We start from the raw sequence: 23,542 nt of genomic DNA on the forward strand, positions 1-23,542 counted from the left end.
TTTATGGTATTTTTGATCTAATAAATACGTCAAAAGTATACCTTATGATTACAAAAAAAATCATTAGAATTTGTTTACTGGCAGGGATCTTTATCATTTCCTGCTCCAAAAATGAAACAAAGAACAACACAATAAAAGCGGACTCAATGTCCGTTTCTCAGCCTGTTGAAAAAACGGCAGTTCCTGTTGAGAAAAAAGATTCAGCACAATCTGATGAACAAACAGAAAGTCCGGAAGAAAAAGATACAAAAAAGACAGTCTCCAAAACTTCTGTTGAAGGAAAATTTATCGCAACAACCTGTGAAGGTGCAAGATTTTCAATAGAATTTAAAAATACCGACGGAAATCCAACGTTTAAAATTTTAGATAAAACAAAAGTAATTGCTGCCGGAAATGTCTCTGCAGAAACCGACGAAAAAACAGGAGCGATCACCAACATTATGATGGGCGAAATTGGCGGTGTGTATGAAGGTGACAAAATTGTGATCCAGAATTACGGAAACGCAATGAACGAATTCGAACACTTCACGCAATGCGGCGATAAATATCTGGAATTCACCAGACAGAAATAATCAAAAATTAATGATTGAAATAGAAACAGCATCCATTTTCGGGCGCTGTTTTTTTGTGGTTAAATTTAAAATGGTTTTAAAAAAGGCTGCATTGTTGGTTGAGTAGAACGCTTTTGCAAACTTAAAAAAGTGATTCGCATTAAAAAACTTGTAAACTTTACGTTAAATTAACAGGATAATCAAAACGGCAAAACTATTTTGCTGACTAAAATTTTTCCTCTAACTTAGTTTTAGCCAAAAAACAAAATATATGACCGTTCATTTTATCCTTTCCGGAGAAACGCTGGAAAGTATAGCTGAAGAAATTAATCTCGAAAATCCAAAATACCTTAAAGAATTTCACAATACCCATTGTGCAAGAGAAGATTTTATATATGATGATCTTGTTCCGCGGAAAAAACTTCTCATTCCCGATATTCAAAAAATAAAAGAATACAACAGCCGCAATGATGCCGATTTTAAAGATCCGAAATTAAATCCTCACATTCCTTTCCGTCCCGAAAATCTGGCTAAAATTTATACTGTCGAAAGCCGGGAAACCGAAGAAAATGTGCTTGAAGAAAAAGAAAATGCACTTTCTTACACCGTTTCAGTAAAATGGATTCGAAAAGAAGAAAATAATCACATTTTTCACCTCTTCAAAAATAATTTTTCGGAAAAATCGGGAAGCATGATGGCAGATCTCGCTTCAGAATCCATCCGTTCGCTGAATCCTGTTGAGGTAAAAACCGATGATAAAGGCAGAATTGTACTGATAGCTTTACCAAAAGAAACATTGGATAATCTCACTAAAATAAAAGAACGTTTAGAAGATCTTTTTCCCGATAAATACGCCAAAATATATCTTGATGAATTCGAACGGATTGTTCTTGATCCTTCACTTTTCTACAGCAGAATAAAGGACGATATTTTCATCAAAAACTATTTTGCCGACCTAAGAAACAGCTTTACGAAGGGAAAATCTTATCTTACACAGTCAATCGGAGAAGAAAATACAGAAATTCAGCTTTTGCAACAGGTGGAAAATGCGGATTATGACCGGGAAATTATTCTTCAGCAAAGAATAAATCCATTGGAAAATAATAAAGATTTCAAAGGAAAATATGTGCTGTTTACTGAATCGGGATTAGTAAAAGAGATCGAAATCAAATATACTATTTCTCAGTTTGGTGTAAAAAATACGAGTCTTTTTGTGTTAAAAGAATTGTCGTAAACATTTTACAGTAAAGGATTGTTAAGATTTTATTAAATCTACGATCGTAGAATTACGACATCAAATCGTAGAAATACGACAAAATTTAAAATTGCTGTTTAAAAACTTTCAGAAAAAAAATTACTGCTTTACCTTTGTTACACAATCACCGAATCACAAAATAGTAATAACGATTAAAATTTACCTATCATGGCAGCAAATTCAAGAGGAATCTTAAAATTCAATGGCGGAGAAGGGCAAAAATTGCTGAAACTGAACTACAGCGTTTCAAGATCTACGGATGTTTCCGGAAGAGTAGCTTCAGATCCTTCCAATGCGCTCATCAAAGTAACCGTAGAAGCAACAGAAAAATCAGACATTCTGGAAAGTTTACTGAACGGAAAATATAAACCGACAACAGGAGAAATCACTTTCAATAAATCTCATGAAGAAGGCACATTAATCACACTTTCATGGAACAACGGATATGTTATTCAGCACGAAGTTGAGTTCGACGCGGTAGACGAAAACAGTATGCTCATCAGTTTTGTGGTAAGTGCAGAAACCATCGACTACGGAAACTCCAAATACGAAGGTCTTTGGCCATCAAGCTAAAATATTCATTTCATCGTATTCATACAAAAGACTGTCGTGCAAGGCGGTCTTTTTTTACCATTTTTAATTAAATTTTGTTAAAATAATCATTCTAAATCACATTATTAAGACATAATTTTCCGTTTTTGAGAAAAAACAGTTAACTTAGTAAACAATAAAAATTCAGAAGGTTATAGATTCATCCCATAAAAAAATAAGGAAAATCCAAACCCGAAGAACACCAATCACCACACACCAAATATTAATCTGAATAGTACAATGGGAGTATTAGTTACCAATGAGACTGTAAAGCAGCTATTTCATATAGCACAATCCATCGCGAAGGAAAATTACAATGCAACCTACGGAGCACCGCACATTTTGCAGGCACTCATGCACAAAGACATCGGGCTGAACGAATTCCTTAAAAGCATCGACAAAGATCCCGGATATTTCTACGAATGGGCAGATGTTCGCATTGAAGATTATCCTAAAACCACCCATCTTCCCAACGAAGCCGGAGAAGATGAAACAGTAGATCATATTGTAGAAGAAGCGGATGATATCCGTCTGAAATTAGGTCTGGACGAAATTACCCCGATCTGTATTTTAACAGCCATTGTAAAACCACAGGTCGCTTTTACCTTGCAGCAGCTCAAATCTCTTCCTCTCAGAGAACATGAAATTTTCAATCTGTACAGAAAAGATACACCTTACGAAAGTTCGGAAAACGGAGAATTTTCTTCCATATTTTCAAACGGTTCAGACTATTCAGACCAGTCTTTTCCTTCCATAAAAAGCTATTGCACAGACAGAACAGCTCAGGCGAGAAAAGGAGAACTGGAAAACATCATCGGAAGAGACAAAGAACTCAGAATGCTGGTTGAAATTCTCTGCCGGAGAAGCAAACCCAACGTCATCATTATCGGAGAACCCGGAGTCGGGAAAACTGCTTTGGTAGAAGGTTTTGCCATTGAAATCACCAAAGGAAATGTTCCTGAAATGCTTAAAAACGGAACCTTACTGGAATTGGACACCGGAGCATTACTGGCGGGAACCTCTTACAAAGGCGAAATTGAAGACCGTCTGAAAAAAGTCATCAACGAATGTAAAAAGATTGAAAAAGCCATTCTTTTTATTGATGAAATTCATACCCTTTTAGATCCAAAAGGAAGCATCGGAAACGTTGCCAATCTGCTTAAACCTGAACTGGCGAGAGGTGAAATTACCGTCATCGGAGCCACTACTAAGGAAGAATACAGGAAAATTATCGAGCCGGAACAGGCTTTCAACCGACGATTCGAAGTGTTAACGGTGAATGAGCCGGACGAAAAAACCTGCGTTAAAATGATTGACGTTTTACTGGAAGGTTACAAAAAACACCACGGAATTGAAGTAGAGAAAACTGCCCTTCCCGAATGTGTCCGTCTTGCAAAAAGATATGCTAAAGGGAAAAAACTTCCCGATGCAGCCATCGATCTCTTAGACAGAACCATGGCGGCGATTAAAATGCTCGACGAACTTTCAGAAAAAGAACTGGAAAGCTGGAAATTAACGTACGAAAAGCTTCAGAGCGAAGATTATTTCGATGAAAAAGACAAAGCAGACGAACTGATCTGGAATTACAATCTGCTGAGAGACAAAATAAGTCCGATTTTGTGGGGTTCTTTAAGTGAGCAGCCACAAATCGACAATTCCACGCCGGTGGAACAGATTCAGAAAATTATTGAAGACAGCTATGCCGAACTTTTGCAGCACGCCTCAAAGAAAAGAGAAAAAGTAGACCGTCTGGAACTCGCGGCGGTAATGGCGGCAAAAACAAACATTCCGATCGGGAAAATTCAGGCGCAGGAAAAAGAAAAGCTTCTGAATATGGAATCGCTTTTAATGAACCGCGTTGTAGGGCAGGATCATGCTTTAAAAATCCTTTCCGACGCAATTGTTGAAAATCGAAGCGGACTCAATAAACCGGGACAGCCAATAGGTTCGTTTTTCCTTTTGGGACCTACCGGAACCGGAAAGACCGAATTGGCAAAATCAATGGCAGAACTCCTTTTCAACGACGAAAAGGCAATGGTTCGTTTTGATATGTCTGAATTTAAAGAAGAACATTCAGCCGCACTTTTGTACGGTGCGCCTCCCGGATACGTAGGTTACGAAGAAGGAGGAATGCTCGTAAACAAAATAAGACAGCAGCCTTACACTGTGGTGTTATTTGATGAAATTGAAAAAGCCCATCATTCGGTTTTTGATGTCTTTTTACAGATCATGGACGAAGGAAAAGTTCATGATAAGCTTGGAAAAGAAGGCGATTTCAGCAATGCGCTGATTTTATTTACTTCAAATATCGGAAGCGAAGAAATCGTAAAGCAGTTTGAAGAAGGAAAAATCCCGGAATCAAAATCACTAATGCAGATCATGTCGAATTCCGGACGTTTCAGACCCGAATTTTTAGCAAGAATTACAGAAATTATTCCTTTTGCGCCAATTACAGAATCCATTGCCGAAAGAATTTTTAATATTCAGTTAAAATCACTGCACAACTCTTTAGCGCGACTGGGAATGAGCCTGAAAATCTCCGAAGGAGCAGTGAAAAATCTTGCTTTGGGCGGATTCAGCAGCAAATACGGAGCAAGACAAATCTCAGGAGTAATACGTTCTCAATTGGCAAGACCGATCTCGAAAATGATCGTAAGAGAAGAAGTAAAAGCCGGACAGACCATTCATGTCGACTGGAATTCAGAAGAAGAAAAACTGAGCTGGAACGTAGAATAAGAAAGAATGAAATCGTGATTCAGCCTAAAAAACTTTTCACAAAAGCATAAAACAATGAATCCAAATCTCAAAAATATTTTTCTAACCGCAATGGTATTGTTGTGTTCTAATTTTACGAACGCACAGTTTCTTACCGCTTCCGATACTTCGGAAAGCAGTGTGAAGAGATATAAAAGTATTATTAATGGCAACAGAGAAATTGTAGATTTTATCGAATATTCTCTGGTTCAGAAAGGTTTGCCTAAACATTTGAGAAATTTAGCCTTAATAGAATCCCATTTCAACAGAAATATAGCTTCGGGAGCCGGAGCAGTGGGAGTTTGGCAGTTTATGACCGCTCACGCCAATCAATACGGATTAACCGAACAGAACAGAACGGATCTTTACAAAAGCACAAAAACAGCAACAGTTTCCTTAGCCAATCTCTACAAAAAATACAACAACTGGATTACTGTAGTGGCTGCTTACAACTGTGGAGAAGGAAATATTGCCAAAGCCATGACCGCAGCAAACTCTACTCAATACCATGTCTTTTATAAGTTTTTGCCGGAAGAAACCATCAATCATGTTAAAAAATATCTGAATGCATGCTACGCAACCGGAGAACTGCAGAGTGTTCTGGCAAACTATAATTCTTCAAGAATGAACACCGTTTTCCTCGTAAAAGGAGGAAGCGGAAAAAACAATGGGCAATTGGCAGAAACCGAGATCAATGCAGGATTCAATCTCAACATCATTGCCGATGAACTGGATGTGGAAGTAGACAAACTCCTCTCCTGGAATCCCGGAATCAGCGATGAACTTCAGAAAAAAGGAGAAGGCACTTTATATCTTCCTACTGATCTAATGCCCGATTTTTTATTGAGAAAAACTAAAATTCTTTCAAGATCCGTAAAAGAAGGAAATACACAAAACACCGCACAGTAGAACACTAAGCGATCATGTTTAACCTACCAAATCACAGGAAATATGAAAACAGAATCACAAGATACAGTACAGAATCCTTCCTTCCGTCCATCGCAGAACGCAGACGGAATTTCCCAGAATCATCATACAGGAATCAACCGTCTGGTAAAACTTTCTCTCGTGATCGAAGGAAAAGTGATTAAATATTACAAGCATTTTCAACTTACCCAAAGTACAAAACGGCACCACCAATTCAGCGTGACATTGGCTCATGATGCTTTAGGTGACCGACAGACTCATACCCTCGAAGAAGCCAATAAATTTCTCGGAAAACGTTTAACAGCCGTTATTTCCTACAAAGATATTGAAAGTAGCCCCGAAAGAACCTTTGTCGGAGTCATTACAGGAGTAGGTTTCAGTCAGGAAAAAATGAGCCTTGGAAATATTGTGTTAACAGGGTACAGCCCGACCATTTTACTCGATGGTGCGCCGCATATTCAGAGTTTTGGCGGAAGTTCACCGGTTAATATGGGAATCATTGCCAACGAAGTCATCAAACAGGGGATCGATTCCAGCCGTTTTGATGTGAGAGTGGATACCAACGATTATTCGCAGATTATTTACAGCAGTCAGTACGATGAAACGCATTATAATTATCTGGCAAGAATGGCTGAAGCGTATGGCGAACAGTTTTATTATGACGGCGAAGTATTGCATTTCGGAAAACTTCCGCCTCAGAACAAACCGATCAAATTAACCTACGGAAGCAGCGCCAATGATATTAAGGTTGAATTAAAAGCAGTACACACAAAACCCCAGTTTTACGGTTACAACAGCAGTAAACATGAAAAACTGACTTCGGGTGAAACGCCGGTTCAGCATGTGGGAGATTTGGCAAAAACAGCTTATTCTCACAACGAAAAAATATTTAAAACCCCTGCATTACAGGTTGCGCCCATTAAAGCTTCCACTCATCTTGACGTAGAATATTCTCAGAAAAGTGCGGCAGGAAGTGAAGCGGTGAGCGTATTTTCATTTTCAGGAAATACAACCGTTCCTTTTTTGCATCCGGGTTGTGTCGTGGATGTCCAGATGAGAAAATTAGACAGCAACGAATCCGATTATTTTACGAGAATCATGGTGACGGAAGTTACTCATGAAATTGATACCATCGGTCATTACAAAGGAAGCTTCGAAGGAATAGCTTCAGACACCGGATTTTTACCTAAACCCGAATTTAAAATTCCAAAAGCCGAACCGCAGATTGCTACCGTAATTTCCAATACAGATCCGGAAGGACAGGGAAGAGTTCAGGTAAGATTCGACTGGCAAACCAATGATACAACGCATTTTATCAGAATGATGAGTCCCGATGCGGGAGGAACCGATCAGGTGAACCAAAACAGAGGTTACGTCGCGATTCCCGAAGTGGGGGATCAGGTGATGGTGAATTTCGTTCACAGTCATCCCGACCGACCTTTTGTGATGGGCGGAATGTTCCATGGCGGAATCGGTCTCGGCGGTGGTGTGGATAACAGAGTAAAATCTATCCAGACGAGAAGCGGTCACAGAATTATTTTCACGGAGGATGAAAGCATCGTCATTACCGATAAATCGGGAAATAAAATTCATTTAGACACCACCGGAAGCAACATCACCATTACAGCTCCTGAAACCATGACGTTCAACTGCCGGAACATGAACATCAACGTCGGCGAAAATATGAGCACCAATGTCGGAATGAATAAATCCGACACCATCATGGCAAATCATACCGAAAGTGTAGGTTCCATGAAATATCTTTCCACCGGAGCAGATTTTATGACCAATGTGGTCGGAAAGATGAGTCATTACGTAAAAGGCGATATGGAAGTGTATGGCGAAAAAGAACATAAATTAACCAGCCTTAAAGGTGTTGAGGTTAACAGTCAGGGAAAAGTGGAACATCACGCAGAAAAAGAAGTTCAGAACAATAGTGGCGAGAAATCTAAAAATCACTAAAAATGAGCATTGAATATTTTGTAGAAGGTAAAGCGGTCACCCGTTTTGATGGAGATTCCAGAACTTTTGCCAAAGAAGGCATCAGTCATAACAGTGCGGCAACCGTGGAACAGAAAGGAAACGGAACGGGTGTAAGCTATAACAAAGCAGAAACCATTAATCCCGATGATAAACCCGTTAATACCATTGATATAAGCCTGAATCTTTTTTTTGACGGAACCCAGAATAACAAAACCAATACCCAGCTTGGCGGAGATTTTAAAGAAGCAAGCAGCGATAAAGACGACAGTTACAACAACGAGTTCACGAATGTCGCCCGTGGTTATGATACGATTGATCCGAATGCACAGAATCAGGTTTCATGGTATATTGAGGGAATCGGAACGGAGGACAGAAAAAGCGACAGTATTTTAAAAGGTGTTGCACAGGGAACCGGAGATACCGGAGTGGTGGCAAAAGTGGCAAAAGGATGCAAAAGAGGAGCTGAAGCCATCGTAAATAAACTTAAAAATAACACGAAACCGATCGGGGTTCTTACCGTAAATGTCTTTGGTTTCAGCAGGGGAGCTGCGGCGGCGAGACATTTTATACACGTTGCAAACTCTCCGGGAATAATTTCTTATGCTTTAGGAAATGAAACATTACAGGTTTTTCCTCCGGAATTTATTAATAATGAAACGGTTACAATAAAGGATAAAGATGGCTCCAAGTCGCAGTTCATCATGCGGCACGGATATTTCGGAGCCTGTCTTCTTGCGCAGGATCTTGAGGTTAAAGAGATAAGATTCCGTTTTGCAGGATTGTATGATACGGTTGCTTCTTACGGCTTAAATCACAGAGGAGGTTTTGGAATTGATGACGATACCAAACAGCTTGGTTTAGATACCATCGGAGGCGGAAAAGTAAATTTTGTTCTTCAGCTTGCTTCGGATGATGAATACAGAGATAATTTTGATTTAACGAATATCGACAGCACAGGTTTATACGGACTGGAATTTACCCTTCCCGGAGTGCATTCCGATATTGGCGGATCTTACGGAGAAGGAGATGAAATTTCTGTTTTATATTGCGATTCTTATGATCCTTACAATAATATATTTACCCACAAAGAATGCGAAGCATTTAAAAAAATTGTAGTAGAGGAAGGGTGGTATCATGATGAGCAGTTGGAAATTAAATCTTTCAGGCAAAAAGATGTGAACTACGACCGGTGGTGGAATAAAATATCGATGTATTATGGCTTGGTGGGAACCAGAAACTTATCCAATAAATATGATAAAATTCCCCTAAACCAGATGTTTCATTATTCCAGACAGCATGAAGTGAAATATCTTGAAGATCTCATCAACGAAAATCATAAAATAACAGATTCTTTTTTAACCGGAATTTACAGTCAGCTTTCATCATATACCAATGCGTGTAACCAGCTCAGAAATAAGTATGTGGAAGATATTAAAGCCGGAAAAAAACCTTCTGTTGCCAAATACAAGCAGGATATCAAAGCAATTTCGTATTTAGGTCACATTCAGGAAGAAGATCTTAAAAAATTAAGAAACGAATATCTTCACTGGTCTGTAAAAGCCAACCAGATCGGTCTGGATGCACGACCCAACGACAATGCCCCGAAAAGAAGAGGTGCATTGGCTGCACAATACCGCAAAAGAAACATACAGAATGGATAGAACGATAAAAATAATATTTTTTTTAATCCTCCTTTTTCAGAATATAAGTTGCCAGAAAATGAAAGAAGAACAGTTGCCGGAATTTAACGTAGAAATAAGCAGTCCGAATAACAATATGATTATAACGCCAGTGGAAGATAAAATCACCACTCTGGAAGGTGTTCCCGCGAGTCTGCCTTACGGAAGTTCGTCGGGAACGTGGGGGAATTCAGGGAAAGGCTGGACAGAACAGCAAGGAACTCCCGTCGGAATAGATGTTACTTATTTTTCCAGATATGAAGATACTTTTTATCATCTGAAGGCAGACTTTCCGGTGGAAAAAATCAAAGACTACATGCAGCGTGCGTATTCGCAGCGCGAAGCTTCTCTTTACGATAAACCTTTGGAAGAATATAAAAATCTGGGAAGGAATGAAAAATACAGCAGCGCAGAAAATCCATACAACAGTTTTACAACGCTTGTTTTTGGTTTTGCCCCGAAAGGGATGGTTGTAGTATGGCTGAGATTCCGAGCTGTTCAGATTGAGCTGGGAAAATTTCAGGCTGAAATGGTAAAAGATGATCAACAGCTTGAACAGAAGTTTTTTTCGAAACTTTCGGTAACACGTGAGGAAATGAAAAAGAACAGATTTTTGGATGCGGAACCTAAAGAATGGGAAGACTACAGAAAAAAATACAATTGGAAACCGCAGATTACTTCAGAAAATCCGGCTTTTAAATTATTCGAATCCAATATCAGTTATTACAACGCCGAAGAAGAGGTTATTCTCCGTTCGTGGATCGATAAAATTCCTTCAAGAGAAAGAGCGGTTCCAAAAGAACTGAATTTTATCTGGGAAACCGCAAAAGGCGAACAGTTTATCGGAAGAGCGTATTTCAATTGGGAAAGGCTCAACAGTGAGTTCGAAAAAGCAGGAAAAGACTTTCAGTTAGATTTTAAAGTAGCAAAAGACAACAGCAGTTTTGATATTTTCATTAACAATCAGCCCATTAAAGCAGACAGCATAAGAATATTCAGGGCAGAAAGAGAATTTCACGACTCCTATCAATAAAAATAATTCAATTCTCAGTTTAGTTTATAGAATTCCGGTGAAAATTTTTTTTATCGGAATTCTTGTTTTAATTTCAATTTCTAACCGTTAAGAAATAGTAAAAATATCTTAATTAAATCTTAATATTTCTCTTTTTAGTGTGTAAATTTGTTTGATTTTTATTGCGTTTTAAGTCTTTAAATAATTGATTAATAGTGTTTTAATTCAAAACGTAATTCTTTAATCGTAGAATTACTACACGCAGTCGTAGAACTACTACAAAAACTGAGATTACTGCTTAATTCCTTTCGGATTGAAAAAAGGTGTTATATCTTTGGAATACCAAATCAGCCAAATCACAAAATATTAACGATTAAAATTTACGAATCATGGCAGCAAATTCAAGAGGAATCTTAAAATTCAACGGCGGCGAAGGACAAAAATTATTAAAACTGAACTACAGCGTTTCAAGATCTACAGATGTTTCCGGCAGAGTAGCATCAGATCCTTCCAATGCACTGATTAAGGTTACAGTAGAAGCTACAGAAAAATCCGACATCCTAGAAAGCTTGCTTAACGGGAAATACAAACCTACAACCGGCGAAATTACATTCAACAAATCCCACGAAGAAGGAACCTTAATAACTCTGGGTTGGGAAAACGGATATGTAATCCAGCATGAAGTGGATTTCGATGCAGTGGATGAAAACAGTATGCTCATCAGCTTTGTCATCAGCGCAGAAACCATCGACTATGGAAATTCTAAGTATGAAGGTTTATGGCCGGGAGCTAAGTAATTCAAAACCCTACAATCATCTTAGTAAAAATAAAATTGGTTACAGAATAGCACGGCTCAAAAGAGTGGCTATTCTGTTTTTTCTTTTTTACACTGAATTATTTCATCTTTTTCAATGAATTCTTTAAAAATAGAAATTACATTGAAATTCGATAACAAAAATTTATTTGATGTAAAGTCGGATAAATTTTAGCATTCAAAACAAAACACATCAAATCACAAAATATCAGGCTATGTTTAAGGATGAAAATATACCCAAAACGCCTTCTTCAACAGGAGAATCTTCAATGCTGATGAATGAGAATTTACAGCCGAATAAACCTGTTTTGGTGGATGAAAAATTCTGGTCTCAGCAACCGACTTCGAAAATACATAATGCAAAGGCAATTCCCGAAAGTCAGATTCAGGGAATTAACCGTGTGGTAAAGCTGGATATTATTGTTGAAGGAAAAGCGGTAAAACATTTTAAACACTTTCGGTTAAAGCAAAGTGCGACAAGACATCATGAATTCAGTCTTTTATTAGCTCACGATACTTTAGGACGCGCAGAAAACCATAATCTGGAAGCGGCTCAGAATTTTTTAGGCAAAAGAATTACGGTAGTTTTTAAATATAAAGACCTCGAAGACGGTCCGGAAAGAAGCTTTGTAGGAGTTATCACAGAAGTTGGATTCAGTCAGGAAAAAGGAAGCCTCGGAAATATCGTTCTTACAGGATGCAGTCCTACGATTCTGCTGGATGCGGCTCCTCATATTCAGAGTTTTGGCGGCGCACAGGAAATCAGCCTGAACAGTATTGCCAATGAGGTGATTAAAGAAGGTTTCGGACAGGGAAAATTCGATTTTCGCGTAGATGCACAACACGGAAATGTTTCCTACAGCTCTCAGTATGAAGAAACCCACTACAATTATCTGGCAAGAATTGCGGAAGCCTATGGCGAACAGTTTTTTTATGATGGTGAAGTGCTGCATTTCGGAAAACTTCCCCCACAGGAAAAACCTGTAAAGCTTACGTACGGAAGCAGTGTAAATGATGTGAAGATCAAAATGAAAGCACAGCACGTAAATCCTACATTCTACGGCTACAACAGCAGTAAAAACGAAAAATTAACAACAGGAAGTTCAAAAATAAATCATACCTCAGATATTGCCAAAAGAGCGTATGAAATTTCAGAAAGAACGTTTACGACGCCATCCTTAAGAGTTGCTCCCATTAAAGCAGCCTCTTTTATGGATATTGATGCTTCCCAGAAAGGAACCGCCGGAAGTAAAGCTTCCGATGTTTTCATTACTTCGGGTGAAACTACCATTCCTTTTCTTTATCCGGGTTGTATTGCCGATATTGAGATGAGAAAAACCGATACGAACGCGACCGCTTATTTCACCAAATTAATGATTATTGAAGTTAATCATGAAGTAGATGCAAGAGGATATTACACCGGAACTTTTGAAGCGATTGCTTCAGACACAGGATTTATTCCGCGTCCTGAATTTCAGTTGCCGAAGGCGGAACCTCAGTTTGCCAAAGTGATTTCCAACTCAGATCCGATGAATCAGGGAAGAGTAAGGGTACAATTCGACTGGCAAAACGGCGCAACTACTACAGAATACATCCGTGTAATGACTCCCGATGCGGGAAGCAGCGATAAAGTGAATAAAAACCGTGGTTTTATGGCAATTCCGGAAGTCGGGGATCAGGTGATCGTTAATTTTGTACATCAACATCCGGATCGTCCCTTTGTAATGGGAGGAATGTTTCATGGTGCAATTGGTGCAGGTGGTGGTGCAGGAAATAATATTAAAAGTTTAAGCAGCCGAAGCGGAAATAAGCTCGAACTGGACGACGGAGCGGGTTCTGTTTTTCTTACCGATCAGGGTGGCGCGAATATGAAGTTTGACGGAGCAGGGAATGCGGTTACCAATGCGAATCTCAACAAAACCGTCAATGTAGGAACTGCCAATACAGTAAATGCGGGAAGTACCAATATTATCAATGTCGGAAGTAAAGAAGGTGGTGGTGCAAATTCCAAAATATCGATGGATAAAGCCGGAAATATCAGTTTGGAATGTGATACCAATGTCACAATTAAAACCGGAGCAAGTTCAATTACATTAAATTCGGATGGAACCATCATCGTAAAGGGAAAAATTATCGGAATCGGAGGTGAAGGAATCGGAATTGCGGCGTCTCAGGGAATCGATGTCTCTTCACCGGCAAACCATATTGGAGGAGGCCCTACAAAAATCGATGGTGGAGATGCATTTATAAATTAATTTTTCATGGATAGCTTATTTAAAATAAAAGATAAATTTTCTGAACAATATACATTAACGATCGATTCAGATATCAAGGCAGTGAATGTTCACATGACTTCAAAATCCCAATTGCGATGGGATTTCAGTGTTTTGAAAATCGAAGAGGATTTTGTTGAGGTTAAAATTATTCAGCTTGATCATATTTTATTGGAATCGAATAATCCTTTGATTAAAGAAATTGCGGCATTAACGAACGCTTTTTCAAGATTATATAACGAATTATATTTAAAAATAAATTCGGAAGGAAAAGTAACAGAAGTGCTGAATATGGAGATCATTAGATCCAAATGGCAGCATACAAAAGCCGAAATGGAAGCTATTGCAGAGAATAATCCGGATATAAAAAATGCAATTGTCCTGAATGATAATATTTTTCAAAATCCATTAAAATTAATAGAAGGAATTCAGAATAATGAATTTTTTCTGATGTTTTTCAATAAAATTTATGGGAGAAAAATTCCCGGAAGTTACAAGGAAAATGCGTTGAATTTATTCAATTCTGCTAATGTGCATTGGAGCTACAATCTTAAAAATGTAAGCAATCCTTTATTGTCATCTGATGAAATGATTGTTGAACTTTCAGGAGAACCCTCTGTTTTGTTGAATATTGGTTTCTACAACAGAGCTTATGTACAATTTGCCAATCAGATCGATACCAAAAAACTCAATACTTCACTCAACGAAAGAGGAATTTTCAGAGTAGATCAGACTACGGGAAGAATCATCGAAGCTTCTTTAAACAGAGAAGAAATTGCCGATCCCGAAAATCTTTACAACAAATTGAAATATACTTTCTACAGTGATGAGATATTAAAATTTAAAATGTCTGATGAACACGTTACCGCAGAATCTTAGCATAAAATCTTTTGTTAAAAGGTTTTCATTAAAAAATTACTACATCGAATTTAATTTAAAATTGGATCGTAAAAATTCTGCCCGAAGTTTATTCATTTTAATTGAAAAAAAATACCGCGAAAATCAGGAAGATTATATCAAAAGAATCGGTTATGGTTTAGAACATCAACTGATTAATAAAAGAAATAAAATAACTACCCATACAAGAAAGCAAATACTTAAAAAAACATGATATGGGAAATAAAATTATCACAGAGAAAGATTTCTGGATGTGCTCCAGTGGCGCAATGCCCGCTCAGTTACAGGGAACCAGAAAAAGTAATAAAAAAAGTTCTGGAGATGTCTACATCACCGTTGCAGATACTGCAACAAGCAGCTGGATAGACTTCGGATGCACCAAAAATATGTTGTTGGCGGCTCTGATAACGGCAATTGCTGTTGTAGTCGTTGTGGCTCTTATCGTCGGAACAGGCGGTGTTGCAGCCATCGGACTAATCGGAATGATGGCAATTGGAGCAGCAGCCGGAGTTGCAGGAGGGATTGTTGCTGCCGTTGACGGAGCTTTGAAATGCGGACAGAAAAATGCTACTGCAAGAACTTGGAGTGACAGCAAAGGAAATCTTCTGCTAACGGGAACTCCTGCTATTACTGGCGATAAAACCATGACTTGTTCCATCGGCGGTGTTGTAAAATTTGCCCCTGAAATCAAAAGCTGGACTCATGCTCTGGCTTTGGGAGGGTTTAATTATGTTACTCAACTTGCAGGCTGTGCTTTGGGGGGAGCTGCAGTCGGAGCCGGAGGATTTCTGGTTTCTGGTTTAGCCGGAGGTTCACTTGCGGTTGCTGCGCCTACATTTTCGAGTGTGCTATCGAATGTTGCAGGAAGTTTTACAGGAATTTGGGGAGGAAGCAGAGCACTTTTCGGACTTAATTCCTTAGCAAATGAACATGCTTACGGAAATGTTCAGGATGCGGGAGACGCAGGAGCAGCGTTGGTAAATGGAGGTGTTCCGGAAATCGGAATGGGACAACGTATTTTTACCGGACAGGCACATCCTTCTGATTATCTTCTTTTCTTATATTTGTTGAACATTAGAGCTAAAGGTCCGGCAACTCCTCATGTAGAAGAACCGAATACAGCAGGAGATAAAGATGGAAATACGCCGACAGATAAAGACGGAAATACAGCAAATAAAGACGAAGGACAACCAAAAGAAGAAGGAAATCAGACACCTGAAGATGAAGGTGCTAATGGAAGTAAAGGACAAGGTGACGAAGGACAGAATAACTCTAATAAAAATAAAAAAGGAGATGCCTACGAAAACCCTCCTAAAACTCCTCAGGAAAAACTAGTTGAAGCTACGGAGGCAAAAGCAAAAGAGATTGTAGGAAGTCAAAGTGCCTCAGAAAGAGGACCTTGTTTATCCGGAGTTTATGATCCCGCAACAGGTAAAACATTCTTTGGCCAGAATTTTAAAACCAATGCAACGGGTAGGGCTGCTTATGAAAAATGGCTTACAGATCCTCCGGAACTTGGAGGAGCAGATCCTATTATAAAGCAAAAGGTTGCGGAATACGAAGCTAAAATTAAAAGCGGTGAAATTAAACCACCCGAAACTGCTGATAACAGATTAGCCGCTCACTCAGAAATGAGAGCTTATGATCAGGCTTTAAAAGCAAGAAGAGAAGCCGGATTGCCTGTTGATGAAAATTCAATAAGAGAAATGGATCTCCATAACAGAGATTTACAAAATAATGCAATCAAAAATAATGGAGGAACTCCTCCGCCGAAGGTAAGATGTCCACATTGTGGTTTCTTAACGGATGGAATTAATACTCACGGACATAATTAAAAGTATATGTTGGATTTATTTAATAAAAAATTAAGACTTGAAGATATTGATGATCGTTTTTACACTAAAAATGACATCAATGGAAATGCAGTTTATTTTTTAGACAAAGAATTTAAAGAACCATTCACTGGTGAAATATTTGTAACGTTTAATGGTGTTTTGGAGTCTGAAGCCCAATATAAAAACGGATATAAAAATGGTATCGAAAATATTTATAATTCTAATGGAATTTTAGAACAAACCAATGAAAATAGAGGAAATGTAATTTTTGGAGTCTCCAAAGAATTTAATGAAGAAGGAGATGTTGTAATATCGAGTATTGTTTACAATAATGACTATATCAGATCTGTGGAAAATTCTGATGGCGAAGTTGTAGAAACCCAATCATATACAGGGAAATATGGCGAAAATTTACCGGAATATCTCCAAAATTTATTAAGGCTTTCCAAAGAAGATTTATTTAATTATGAGTTCAAAAGTGAGAATCCATATTTAAATATTAACTAAAATAGTTATATAGTAATGTTTTAGATTTTAACTAATCTTAGGAAACGTAAGAAACTGTCTTATTTTTTAGCATAAAATAAAAAGGGCAAAAGTTAATAAATGTTATAAAAAATAAATGAGCTCAGAAATTTATTATCTTTAATATTCAATTAATTTTAATAAAAATAGTATGGAAGCCTACAATTTTGAGACTGCTATTAAGCCCTTTTTTTGGGTATCCTCAGAAAAAACATATTCAGTATGTTTAAACGCAGGAACGTACAAACCTGAAATTTTCGAATGGAGAAAAGACGAAGGTTTCGAAGGCAATGGTTACGACTGGACTTCACTGGCAAAAGTTTTTGTAGAAGAGAAAAAACCGAACCTGTCGGACGACATTAAATTCGATCCGGAAGCAGATATGTTCTGTGCCTACTCTAGCAATCCGGAAAGCCTGAAAGAATTTATTTCTGAATTCAAAAAAGCCTGTGAAAACGAAATGCTGATTCAGTATCTCTTTTCAAAGGCAGAAATCGATTAAAATTATTTCTAAAATATTCAAAAAGATCTCAATTTGAGGTCTTTTTTTTAATGTCATTGCGAGGAGCGAAGTAACGAAGCAATCTTTTAAATAATTTTGAGATGAAATTATACACGAGATTATAATTCTAAGTGCTTAGATTCTTCCTTCGTCAGAATGACAGTTCATATTCAATTAAAATCAGACTTCGGAAGCTGAAGCATTAAGAAAATGAATCCTATGAACGTTAAAAAAATCTACTGTCTGAGCGCGACAGAATTTTAAACCGAAGAACCAATTTACCATTCGTGCGAGTTTTAGAATTTTTAGAGCATAGGATTCATTTTTAGCATTCAGTTTCCAGTCTTGAATTTTTGTTTCTTTTTTTCAGTACAAAAGAAATATTATAATAAAAAAGCGTTCAGATTCTTCCTTCGTCAGAATGACACAAGCAATGTTAAATCAGACTTCGGAAGCTGAAGCGTTAAGAAAATGAATCAGATGAACGTTAAAAAAATTCTACTGTCTGAGCGCGACAGGATTTCGAATCGAAGAACCAATCTACCATTCGCGCGAGTTTTAGAATTTTTAGAGAATAGGATTCATTTTTAGCATTCAGCTTCCCGGTCTTGAATTTTTGTTTCTTTTGTTTCAGGACAAAAGAAAATGTTATAATAAAAAAGCATTTAGATTCTTCCTTTGTCAGAATGACACGGGCATTGCTAAAAAAGTATTGAACTTTATTCAAGACAAAAGAAAAATATTTAAAATAAAATTCAACATTTAGATTCTTTCAGAAGACAATTCGCACCGTTATTTTAATTCAACACAAAAGAAAAAGAAAAGTAATTTCTTATCTTTGTTCCTTATGGAAAATATGGACGCAACACAAGATAAAAGGTTATTTCTCATCGATGCTTATGCGATGATTTTCAGGGGATATTACGCATTGATCAGAAATCCGAGGCTTACAAGCAAAGGTCTGGACACTTCTGCCATCTTCGGATTTACGAATTCTTTAATTGAACTGATCAGAAGAGAAAAACCAACCCATTTGGCAGTGGTTTTTGATGTAGGAGAGGCAAGTATAAGAACCGAAGACTTCTCAGATTATAAAGCGAACCGAAGCGAAACGCCTGAAGCCATTAAAAATGCGATTCCATACATTCACAGGATTTTGGAGGCGATGCATATTCCTATTTTGGGAGTTCCGGGATATGAAGCAGATGATGTAATCGGAACAATTGCCTGCAAAGCAGAAAAAGAAGGCTACACCACATTTATGGTAACGCCGGATAAAGATTTTGCACAGCTTGTAACGGACAAAATCAAAATTTATAAACCGGGACTTAAAGGCGGAGACATTGAAATTTTAGGCGTTGAAGAAGTCAAAGCCAAATACGAAATCGAAGATCCGAAACAGGTAATCGATTTCCTTGCGATGATGGGAGATGCAGTCGACAATATTCCCGGACTGGAAGGCGTTGGTGAAAAAACAGCCATGAAATTCCTGAAAGAATTCGGAAGTATTGAAAATCTTTTAGCCAATACAGATCAGCTTAAAGGAAAGCTGAAAGAAAAAGTGGAAGCTTCAGCCGAAAGAGGAATTTTATCCAAAAAATTAGCGACCATTATCTGCGATGCTCCTGTAGAATTTCATCAGGAAGAGTACGATCTGGAAACTCCTGATTTCGATAAAGTAAAAGAAGTTTTTGAAGAAATAGAATTCCGTAGATTATACGAAAATCTTTACCGTGCTTTTGCTCCGGCTGCAGCGCCAAATGTAGTTACAGAAGTGGAAGTAACCGTTACGGAAACGACTCCTCAGCAAAAAGTTGCACAGGCAGTCGGACAGTTGGATCTTTTTGCCACTTATGAAGATCTCGATCAGGCAACCTCCACAAAATCGACGATTGAGCAGAATGATCACCTTTATCAGTTTGTAGATAATCCGAAAGCACAGAAAATTTTAGTCAATAATTTATTAAAACAAAAAGTAGTCTGCTTCGATACCGAAACCACCTCTCTTAATGAACTGGAAGCCGAATTGGTCGGGATGAGTTTTTCCTACAAAAAAGGATTGGCGTATTATGTTCCTTTATCCGAAGATCAGGGAGAAGTTCTGCAGACGCTGGAAATTTTCAGACCGTTTTTCGAGAAAGAAGATCTTGTAAAAGTAGCGCACAACTTAAAATTCGATTATAAAATCCTTAAAAGATACGATATTAAGATAAAAGGAGCCATGTTTGATACCATGATTGCACACTACCTTTTAAACCCTGACGGAAGACACGGGATGGATTATCTTTCGGAAGTTTACTTAAATTACAAACCTGTTTCCATCGAAACCATCATCGGTAAAAAAGGGAAAAAACAGGGCAATTTCCGTGATGCGGATCTCAGAACGCAGACCGATTACGCTGCAGAAGATGCAGACGTAACCTTCCAGTTGTACGAATTGTTTGCGCCACAGCTTAAAAAAGAAAATTTAGAAGACTTATTCTTCAGTATAGAAATGCCTTTGATGGAAGTTTTGGCAAAAATGGAACTGGAAGGAATTTCTCTTGACGAAAAATGGCTGGCTCAGGAAAGTATTGATCTGGAGAATGATCTAAGACAACTCGAATCTAAAATATTTGAGATTTCGGGGGAAGAATTTAACATGAATTCTCCAAAACAGCTGGGTGAAATTTTATTTGAAAAAATGCAGCTCGACCCGAAAGCGAAAAAGACAAAAACCGGACAGTATGCAACTTCGGAAGATGTCCTTCAAAAACTGTCTTCAAAACACGAAATTATCAAGCATATTCTGGAATACAGAACCTATCAGAAATTAAAATCAACCTACGTTGATGCATTACCGTCACAGATTGAAAAAACAGACAACCGTGTTCATACCAATTTTTCGCAAACTACGGCTGCAACAGGTCGTTTGGCGAGTGTAAACCCGAATTTGCAGAATATTCCGATCCGAACTCTTAGAGGTCAGCAAATTCGTGGTGCGTTTGTTTCTGCAGAAGGAAAGAAAATTATTTCTGCCGATTATTCCCAGATCGAACTTCGTCTGATTGCCGAAATTTCAGGGGAAGACAATATGATTAAAGCGTTCCAGAACGGGGAAGATATTCACGCTTCTACGGCGGCCAAGCTATTCAATATTCCATTAGAGGAAGTTTCCAAAACGCAGAGAAGTCAGGCAAAAACCGTAAACTTCGGAATCATTTACGGACAGGGTGCTTTTGCATTGGCAGAGCAGACCGGACTTTCCAGAACAGAAGCCAAACAAATGATCGAAGCTTATTTTGAAACTTATCCGAAACTGAAAGAATACATGGCGGAACAGGTAAGAAAAGCCCGTGAAGTCGGTTATGTGGAAACACTTTTAGGCAGAAAACGTCATTTGAAAGACATCAATTCCAATAATTTTGTCGTTCGCGGTCATGCGGAACGAAATGCGGTAAATGCTCCTGTTCAGGGAAGCGCGGCAGATGTCGTAAAAATGGCAATGATTAAAATTCAGAAAGAACTGGAAAAGGAAAAACTGCAGACAAAAATGCTGCTTCAGGTACATGACGAATTAATTTTTGAAGCCCCGATTGATGAAGTGGAAGTTGCCAAAAACATCATTAAAATGGAAATGGAAAACGCCGTTGAAACGCAGGTTCCGTTATTGGTTGAAGTTGGAGTAGGGAATAACTGGCTGGAAGCGCATTAATTTATGGAAAAAAAAATTGTAATTCTTGGTAATGGTTTTGATTTAAGACATTTTTTACCAACATCTTATAATCATCTAAGTTCTGTATTATCTGAGATTGAAAAACTTCCAGTTGATAAAGCTAATGTTTCTTTTTCTGATTTATTTGGAAAAGCTTTTAAGAAAAAAAATGAATGGTTTTATCAAAAAATTAATGAATATTATCAAACCGAAAATTTCATTTTTGATCTTGAGGCAATTAAATCTATTCAAGTTAGACTAAAAGTAAATTCTTGGTTTCAATATTTTAAATCAGTAGATGAAAGTAAAATTGAAACTTGGATTGATTTTGAAACAGAAATTGAAAGAATTTTATTATCTGTACTTGAATATTTTGAATGCTTTAACAGAAATGAACTGAAAAAGCCTAGATGCGGAAATATTAATGGAAAAGCTGTTTTCTTTGTGCCAATTTCATTAGAAAAGGAACATTTTAAAAATAAATTACAAATAGCAATATTAAAATCTTTTGGCTTAATTCAGGCAGATAGTCATAATTTAAATGTTGATGGAAATTTTATTTTAAATATTGGAAATGAGATTCAATACTATAAAGAACGCGATTTTTTTAATTATTTATATAAATCTTTAGACGAATTTATTGCGATCTTCAACGACTATATGGTTAATATTATCAATTTATTTTATGATAATTTTAAAAAGCAAATGCAAACGAATTTTATCATAAAAGACGATGTGAAAATATTTAATAAAGTTTCTAAAATTTATTCATTTAATTACACGAATACTTTTGAAAAATTTTATAAAATTGAAAAAGATAAATTTACAGAATCGTTGGAAAGACTTAATATTAATTATAAAAGAGTAAGCGAAGTTGAGTTTATACATGGATCAGTTGTTGAGAATTATAGTAATTTAGAGGAACTAAAGATTGTTTTAGGTGTTGATGATATCCATGATTCATTAAAGAAGCATAAGCTTTTCCAATTTACTAAATATTTTCAAAAGCTGCATAAGCAGACAGATTATCTCTTCTTAAAAGATTATCAAGTTGATGGAACTGTTGTTAAGAATAGCGAAAAATATACTTTTTATTTTTGGGGACATTCACTAGATTATTCAGATAGACAATATATAAGAGAAGTATTTGATTTAGTTACAAAAAGTGGAAGTGAAATAAAGGTTTTTTATCATTCGATTTCTGCAAAAGGAGAACAATTAAAAAATCTTTTAAGTATAATAGATAAAGAAATAATTGAAAATTTTATGAAAGATAAAAAATTGGAGTTTATTGAGTCTAGTTTTGAAAATTTATTTAATGAGCTTTCCACAGTTGATTAAAGGCGATCTTAGAAAAATTAAATTAGGAAACTTTCACAACAACGTGGAAGTTTTTTATTGGTTTGTTTGAAAAAGCAATTTTTACAAAATTATTAATAATTTTAAGTGAACAAATTTTATCTGATGAAGTTTTTATTTCTGCTTTTCCCTATCATTATCTTTTCCCAAGCGAAAAAGGATTCTATTTATGAAAATTATATATACTCAAAAGCGAAGTGCATTGAAGAAAATAAAAAAGATAAGATTCTGTATGATAAACTAAAGCATGAAGCTTCCGAAATGGATTTCAATTCTTTAACCAGAACCTTAATAGATGATTTGGATGAGCGACAATTTACCAGAAGATACATTAATTTCAGATACAGTGTTTTTAGATTAGAATGTGGAAGTTTCGATCCTGGCGAATATGAATGTGAAAAATACAATCTCAAAGATCCTTTTTATAATCTTCAAAACTGGACAACTGATGATTTGATTTATTTAGGGAAAAAATTTAAAGATAAATTTATCATTCCAAGTTCGGTTGGCAGTGGTTTGGGATATTATGAAGGATATTATTACGTGGATAAAGAAGATGCAGAAAAATTCAAGAAATTTAGTGTAGGAAAAGTGAAAGAAACCGGAGCAGAATTTTATTACTATTCCAAAAACAGTAAAGATTCTTTGGAAATCTCAGTAAATACAGGGATGGATTACATTCAATTTAGCTTTTATAATCTGCCGGATTATCAGGTAAAAGTTTATCAGTATATCAATAGTAAAAAAACAGTAAAAACCTACGAATACAAATATGATAAGTGGGAAATTATTGACTGATTTTACTGAAATTACACGACACTATCCCGTAAAGTGTGTAAGTAGAAAAGTTAGGCTTGGATTTTATAATCTGAGCCTTTTTTCAAAAATAAG

General features: G+C 36.9%; 17 protein-coding genes. All 17 read left to right on the top strand.

Annotated features, from left to right (window positions below):
* Positions 1 to 44: 44 nt before the first annotated feature.
* The 17 genes from H6W52_RS16940 to H6W52_RS17020 all read left to right on the top strand — a co-directional run bounded on the left by H6W52_RS16940 (position 45) and on the right by H6W52_RS17020 (position 23,449).
* Positions 45 to 572, top strand: a complete 528-nt coding sequence (locus tag H6W52_RS16940; RefSeq protein WP_116099366.1) for a hypothetical protein — start codon at positions 45 to 47, stop codon at positions 570 to 572.
* A gap of 250 nt (positions 573 to 822) precedes the next feature.
* Positions 823 to 1,785, top strand: a complete 963-nt coding sequence (locus tag H6W52_RS16945; RefSeq protein ID WP_116099367.1) for a hypothetical protein — start codon at positions 823 to 825, stop codon at positions 1,783 to 1,785.
* 189 nt (positions 1,786 to 1,974) lie between these two features.
* A complete protein-coding gene (gene tssD, locus H6W52_RS16950) occupies positions 1,975 to 2,379 on the top strand; it encodes a type VI secretion system tube protein TssD (RefSeq protein WP_076392041.1) in 405 nt (134 codons plus the stop codon).
* Between the two features lie 258 nt (positions 2,380 to 2,637).
* A complete protein-coding gene (locus H6W52_RS16955) occupies positions 2,638 to 5,133 on the top strand; it encodes an ATP-dependent Clp protease ATP-binding subunit (protein ID WP_116099368.1) in 2,496 nt (831 codons plus the stop codon).
* Between the two features lie 54 nt (positions 5,134 to 5,187).
* Positions 5,188 to 6,060: a lytic transglycosylase domain-containing protein gene (locus H6W52_RS16960; protein ID WP_116099369.1), complete on the top strand. Its 873-nt coding sequence runs from the start codon at positions 5,188 to 5,190 to the stop codon at positions 6,058 to 6,060.
* Between the two features lie 42 nt (positions 6,061 to 6,102).
* Complete coding sequence (locus H6W52_RS16965; RefSeq protein WP_116099370.1) at positions 6,103 to 8,040, top strand: type VI secretion system Vgr family protein; 1,938 nt, start codon at positions 6,103 to 6,105, stop codon at positions 8,038 to 8,040.
* A gap of 2 nt (positions 8,041 to 8,042) precedes the next feature.
* The gene (locus H6W52_RS16970) at positions 8,043 to 9,722 is read left to right on the top strand and encodes a T6SS phospholipase effector Tle1-like catalytic domain-containing protein (protein WP_116099371.1); all 1,680 of its coding nucleotides are present in this window, start codon (positions 8,043 to 8,045) and stop codon (positions 9,720 to 9,722) included.
* A gap of 58 nt (positions 9,723 to 9,780) precedes the next feature.
* Positions 9,781 to 10,773, top strand: coding sequence for a DUF2931 family protein (locus H6W52_RS16975; protein ID WP_228457593.1), 993 nt, complete (start codon positions 9,781 to 9,783; stop codon positions 10,771 to 10,773).
* A 368-nt stretch (positions 10,774 to 11,141) separates the two neighbouring features.
* Entirely contained in the window at positions 11,142 to 11,549 is a 408-nt protein-coding gene (tssD, locus tag H6W52_RS16980) for a type VI secretion system tube protein TssD (protein ID WP_084196398.1), read from the top strand.
* 232 nt (positions 11,550 to 11,781) lie between these two features.
* Positions 11,782 to 13,821, top strand: a complete 2,040-nt coding sequence (locus H6W52_RS16985) for a type VI secretion system Vgr family protein (protein WP_116099373.1) — start codon at positions 11,782 to 11,784, stop codon at positions 13,819 to 13,821.
* 6 nt (positions 13,822 to 13,827) lie between these two features.
* Positions 13,828 to 14,718: a hypothetical protein gene (locus H6W52_RS16990; RefSeq protein WP_116099374.1), complete on the top strand. Its 891-nt coding sequence runs from the start codon at positions 13,828 to 13,830 to the stop codon at positions 14,716 to 14,718.
* 233 nt (positions 14,719 to 14,951) lie between these two features.
* Positions 14,952 to 16,571, top strand: coding sequence for a hypothetical protein (locus H6W52_RS16995; RefSeq protein WP_116099376.1), 1,620 nt, complete (start codon positions 14,952 to 14,954; stop codon positions 16,569 to 16,571).
* A 6-nt stretch (positions 16,572 to 16,577) separates the two neighbouring features.
* The gene (locus H6W52_RS17000; protein WP_116099377.1) at positions 16,578 to 17,078 is read left to right on the top strand and encodes a hypothetical protein; all 501 of its coding nucleotides are present in this window, start codon (positions 16,578 to 16,580) and stop codon (positions 17,076 to 17,078) included.
* A 169-nt stretch (positions 17,079 to 17,247) separates the two neighbouring features.
* Positions 17,248 to 17,598: an immunity 51 family protein gene (locus H6W52_RS17005; RefSeq protein WP_116099378.1), complete on the top strand. Its 351-nt coding sequence runs from the start codon at positions 17,248 to 17,250 to the stop codon at positions 17,596 to 17,598.
* A gap of 856 nt (positions 17,599 to 18,454) precedes the next feature.
* The gene (gene polA, locus H6W52_RS17010) at positions 18,455 to 21,292 is read left to right on the top strand and encodes a DNA polymerase I (protein ID WP_116099383.1); all 2,838 of its coding nucleotides are present in this window, start codon (positions 18,455 to 18,457) and stop codon (positions 21,290 to 21,292) included.
* 3 nt (positions 21,293 to 21,295) lie between these two features.
* Positions 21,296 to 22,633 (top strand): AbiH family protein, encoded by a 1,338-nt coding sequence (locus H6W52_RS17015; RefSeq protein WP_116099380.1) that lies wholly within the window; start codon positions 21,296 to 21,298, stop codon positions 22,631 to 22,633.
* A 123-nt stretch (positions 22,634 to 22,756) separates the two neighbouring features.
* Positions 22,757 to 23,449: a hypothetical protein gene (locus tag H6W52_RS17020; RefSeq protein ID WP_123892005.1), complete on the top strand. Its 693-nt coding sequence runs from the start codon at positions 22,757 to 22,759 to the stop codon at positions 23,447 to 23,449.
* Positions 23,450 to 23,542 lie beyond the last annotated feature (93 nt).

Origin of the sequence: Chryseobacterium sp. C2(2020) (genome assembly GCF_014218915.1) — a bacterium.
Lineage (GTDB): Bacteria > Bacteroidota > Bacteroidia > Flavobacteriales > Weeksellaceae > Chryseobacterium > Chryseobacterium mucoviscidosis.

Coding starts and splice junctions, on each gene's coding strand:
- H6W52_RS16965 (WP_116099370.1), top strand. CDS start 6,103: ATGAAAACAGAATCACAAGATACAGTACAGAATCCTTCCTTCCGTCCA.
- H6W52_RS16985 (WP_116099373.1), top strand. CDS start 11,782: ATGTTTAAGGATGAAAATATACCCAAAACGCCTTCTTCAACAGGAGAA.
- H6W52_RS16975 (WP_228457593.1), top strand. CDS start 9,781: ATGAAAGAAGAACAGTTGCCGGAATTTAACGTAGAAATAAGCAGTCCG.
- tssD (WP_084196398.1), top strand. CDS start 11,142: ATGGCAGCAAATTCAAGAGGAATCTTAAAATTCAACGGCGGCGAAGGA.
- H6W52_RS16960 (WP_116099369.1), top strand. CDS start 5,188: ATGAATCCAAATCTCAAAAATATTTTTCTAACCGCAATGGTATTGTTG.
- H6W52_RS17005 (WP_116099378.1), top strand. CDS start 17,248: ATGGAAGCCTACAATTTTGAGACTGCTATTAAGCCCTTTTTTTGGGTA.
- tssD (WP_076392041.1), top strand. CDS start 1,975: ATGGCAGCAAATTCAAGAGGAATCTTAAAATTCAATGGCGGAGAAGGG.
- H6W52_RS17020 (WP_123892005.1), top strand. CDS start 22,757: ATGAAGTTTTTATTTCTGCTTTTCCCTATCATTATCTTTTCCCAAGCG.
- H6W52_RS16970 (WP_116099371.1), top strand. CDS start 8,043: ATGAGCATTGAATATTTTGTAGAAGGTAAAGCGGTCACCCGTTTTGAT.
- H6W52_RS16990 (WP_116099374.1), top strand. CDS start 13,828: ATGGATAGCTTATTTAAAATAAAAGATAAATTTTCTGAACAATATACA.
- polA (WP_116099383.1), top strand. CDS start 18,455: ATGGACGCAACACAAGATAAAAGGTTATTTCTCATCGATGCTTATGCG.
- H6W52_RS17015 (WP_116099380.1), top strand. CDS start 21,296: ATGGAAAAAAAAATTGTAATTCTTGGTAATGGTTTTGATTTAAGACAT.
- H6W52_RS17000 (WP_116099377.1), top strand. CDS start 16,578: ATGTTGGATTTATTTAATAAAAAATTAAGACTTGAAGATATTGATGAT.
- H6W52_RS16995 (WP_116099376.1), top strand. CDS start 14,952: ATGGGAAATAAAATTATCACAGAGAAAGATTTCTGGATGTGCTCCAGT.
- H6W52_RS16955 (WP_116099368.1), top strand. CDS start 2,638: ATGGGAGTATTAGTTACCAATGAGACTGTAAAGCAGCTATTTCATATA.
- H6W52_RS16945 (WP_116099367.1), top strand. CDS start 823: ATGACCGTTCATTTTATCCTTTCCGGAGAAACGCTGGAAAGTATAGCT.
- H6W52_RS16940 (WP_116099366.1), top strand. CDS start 45: ATGATTACAAAAAAAATCATTAGAATTTGTTTACTGGCAGGGATCTTT.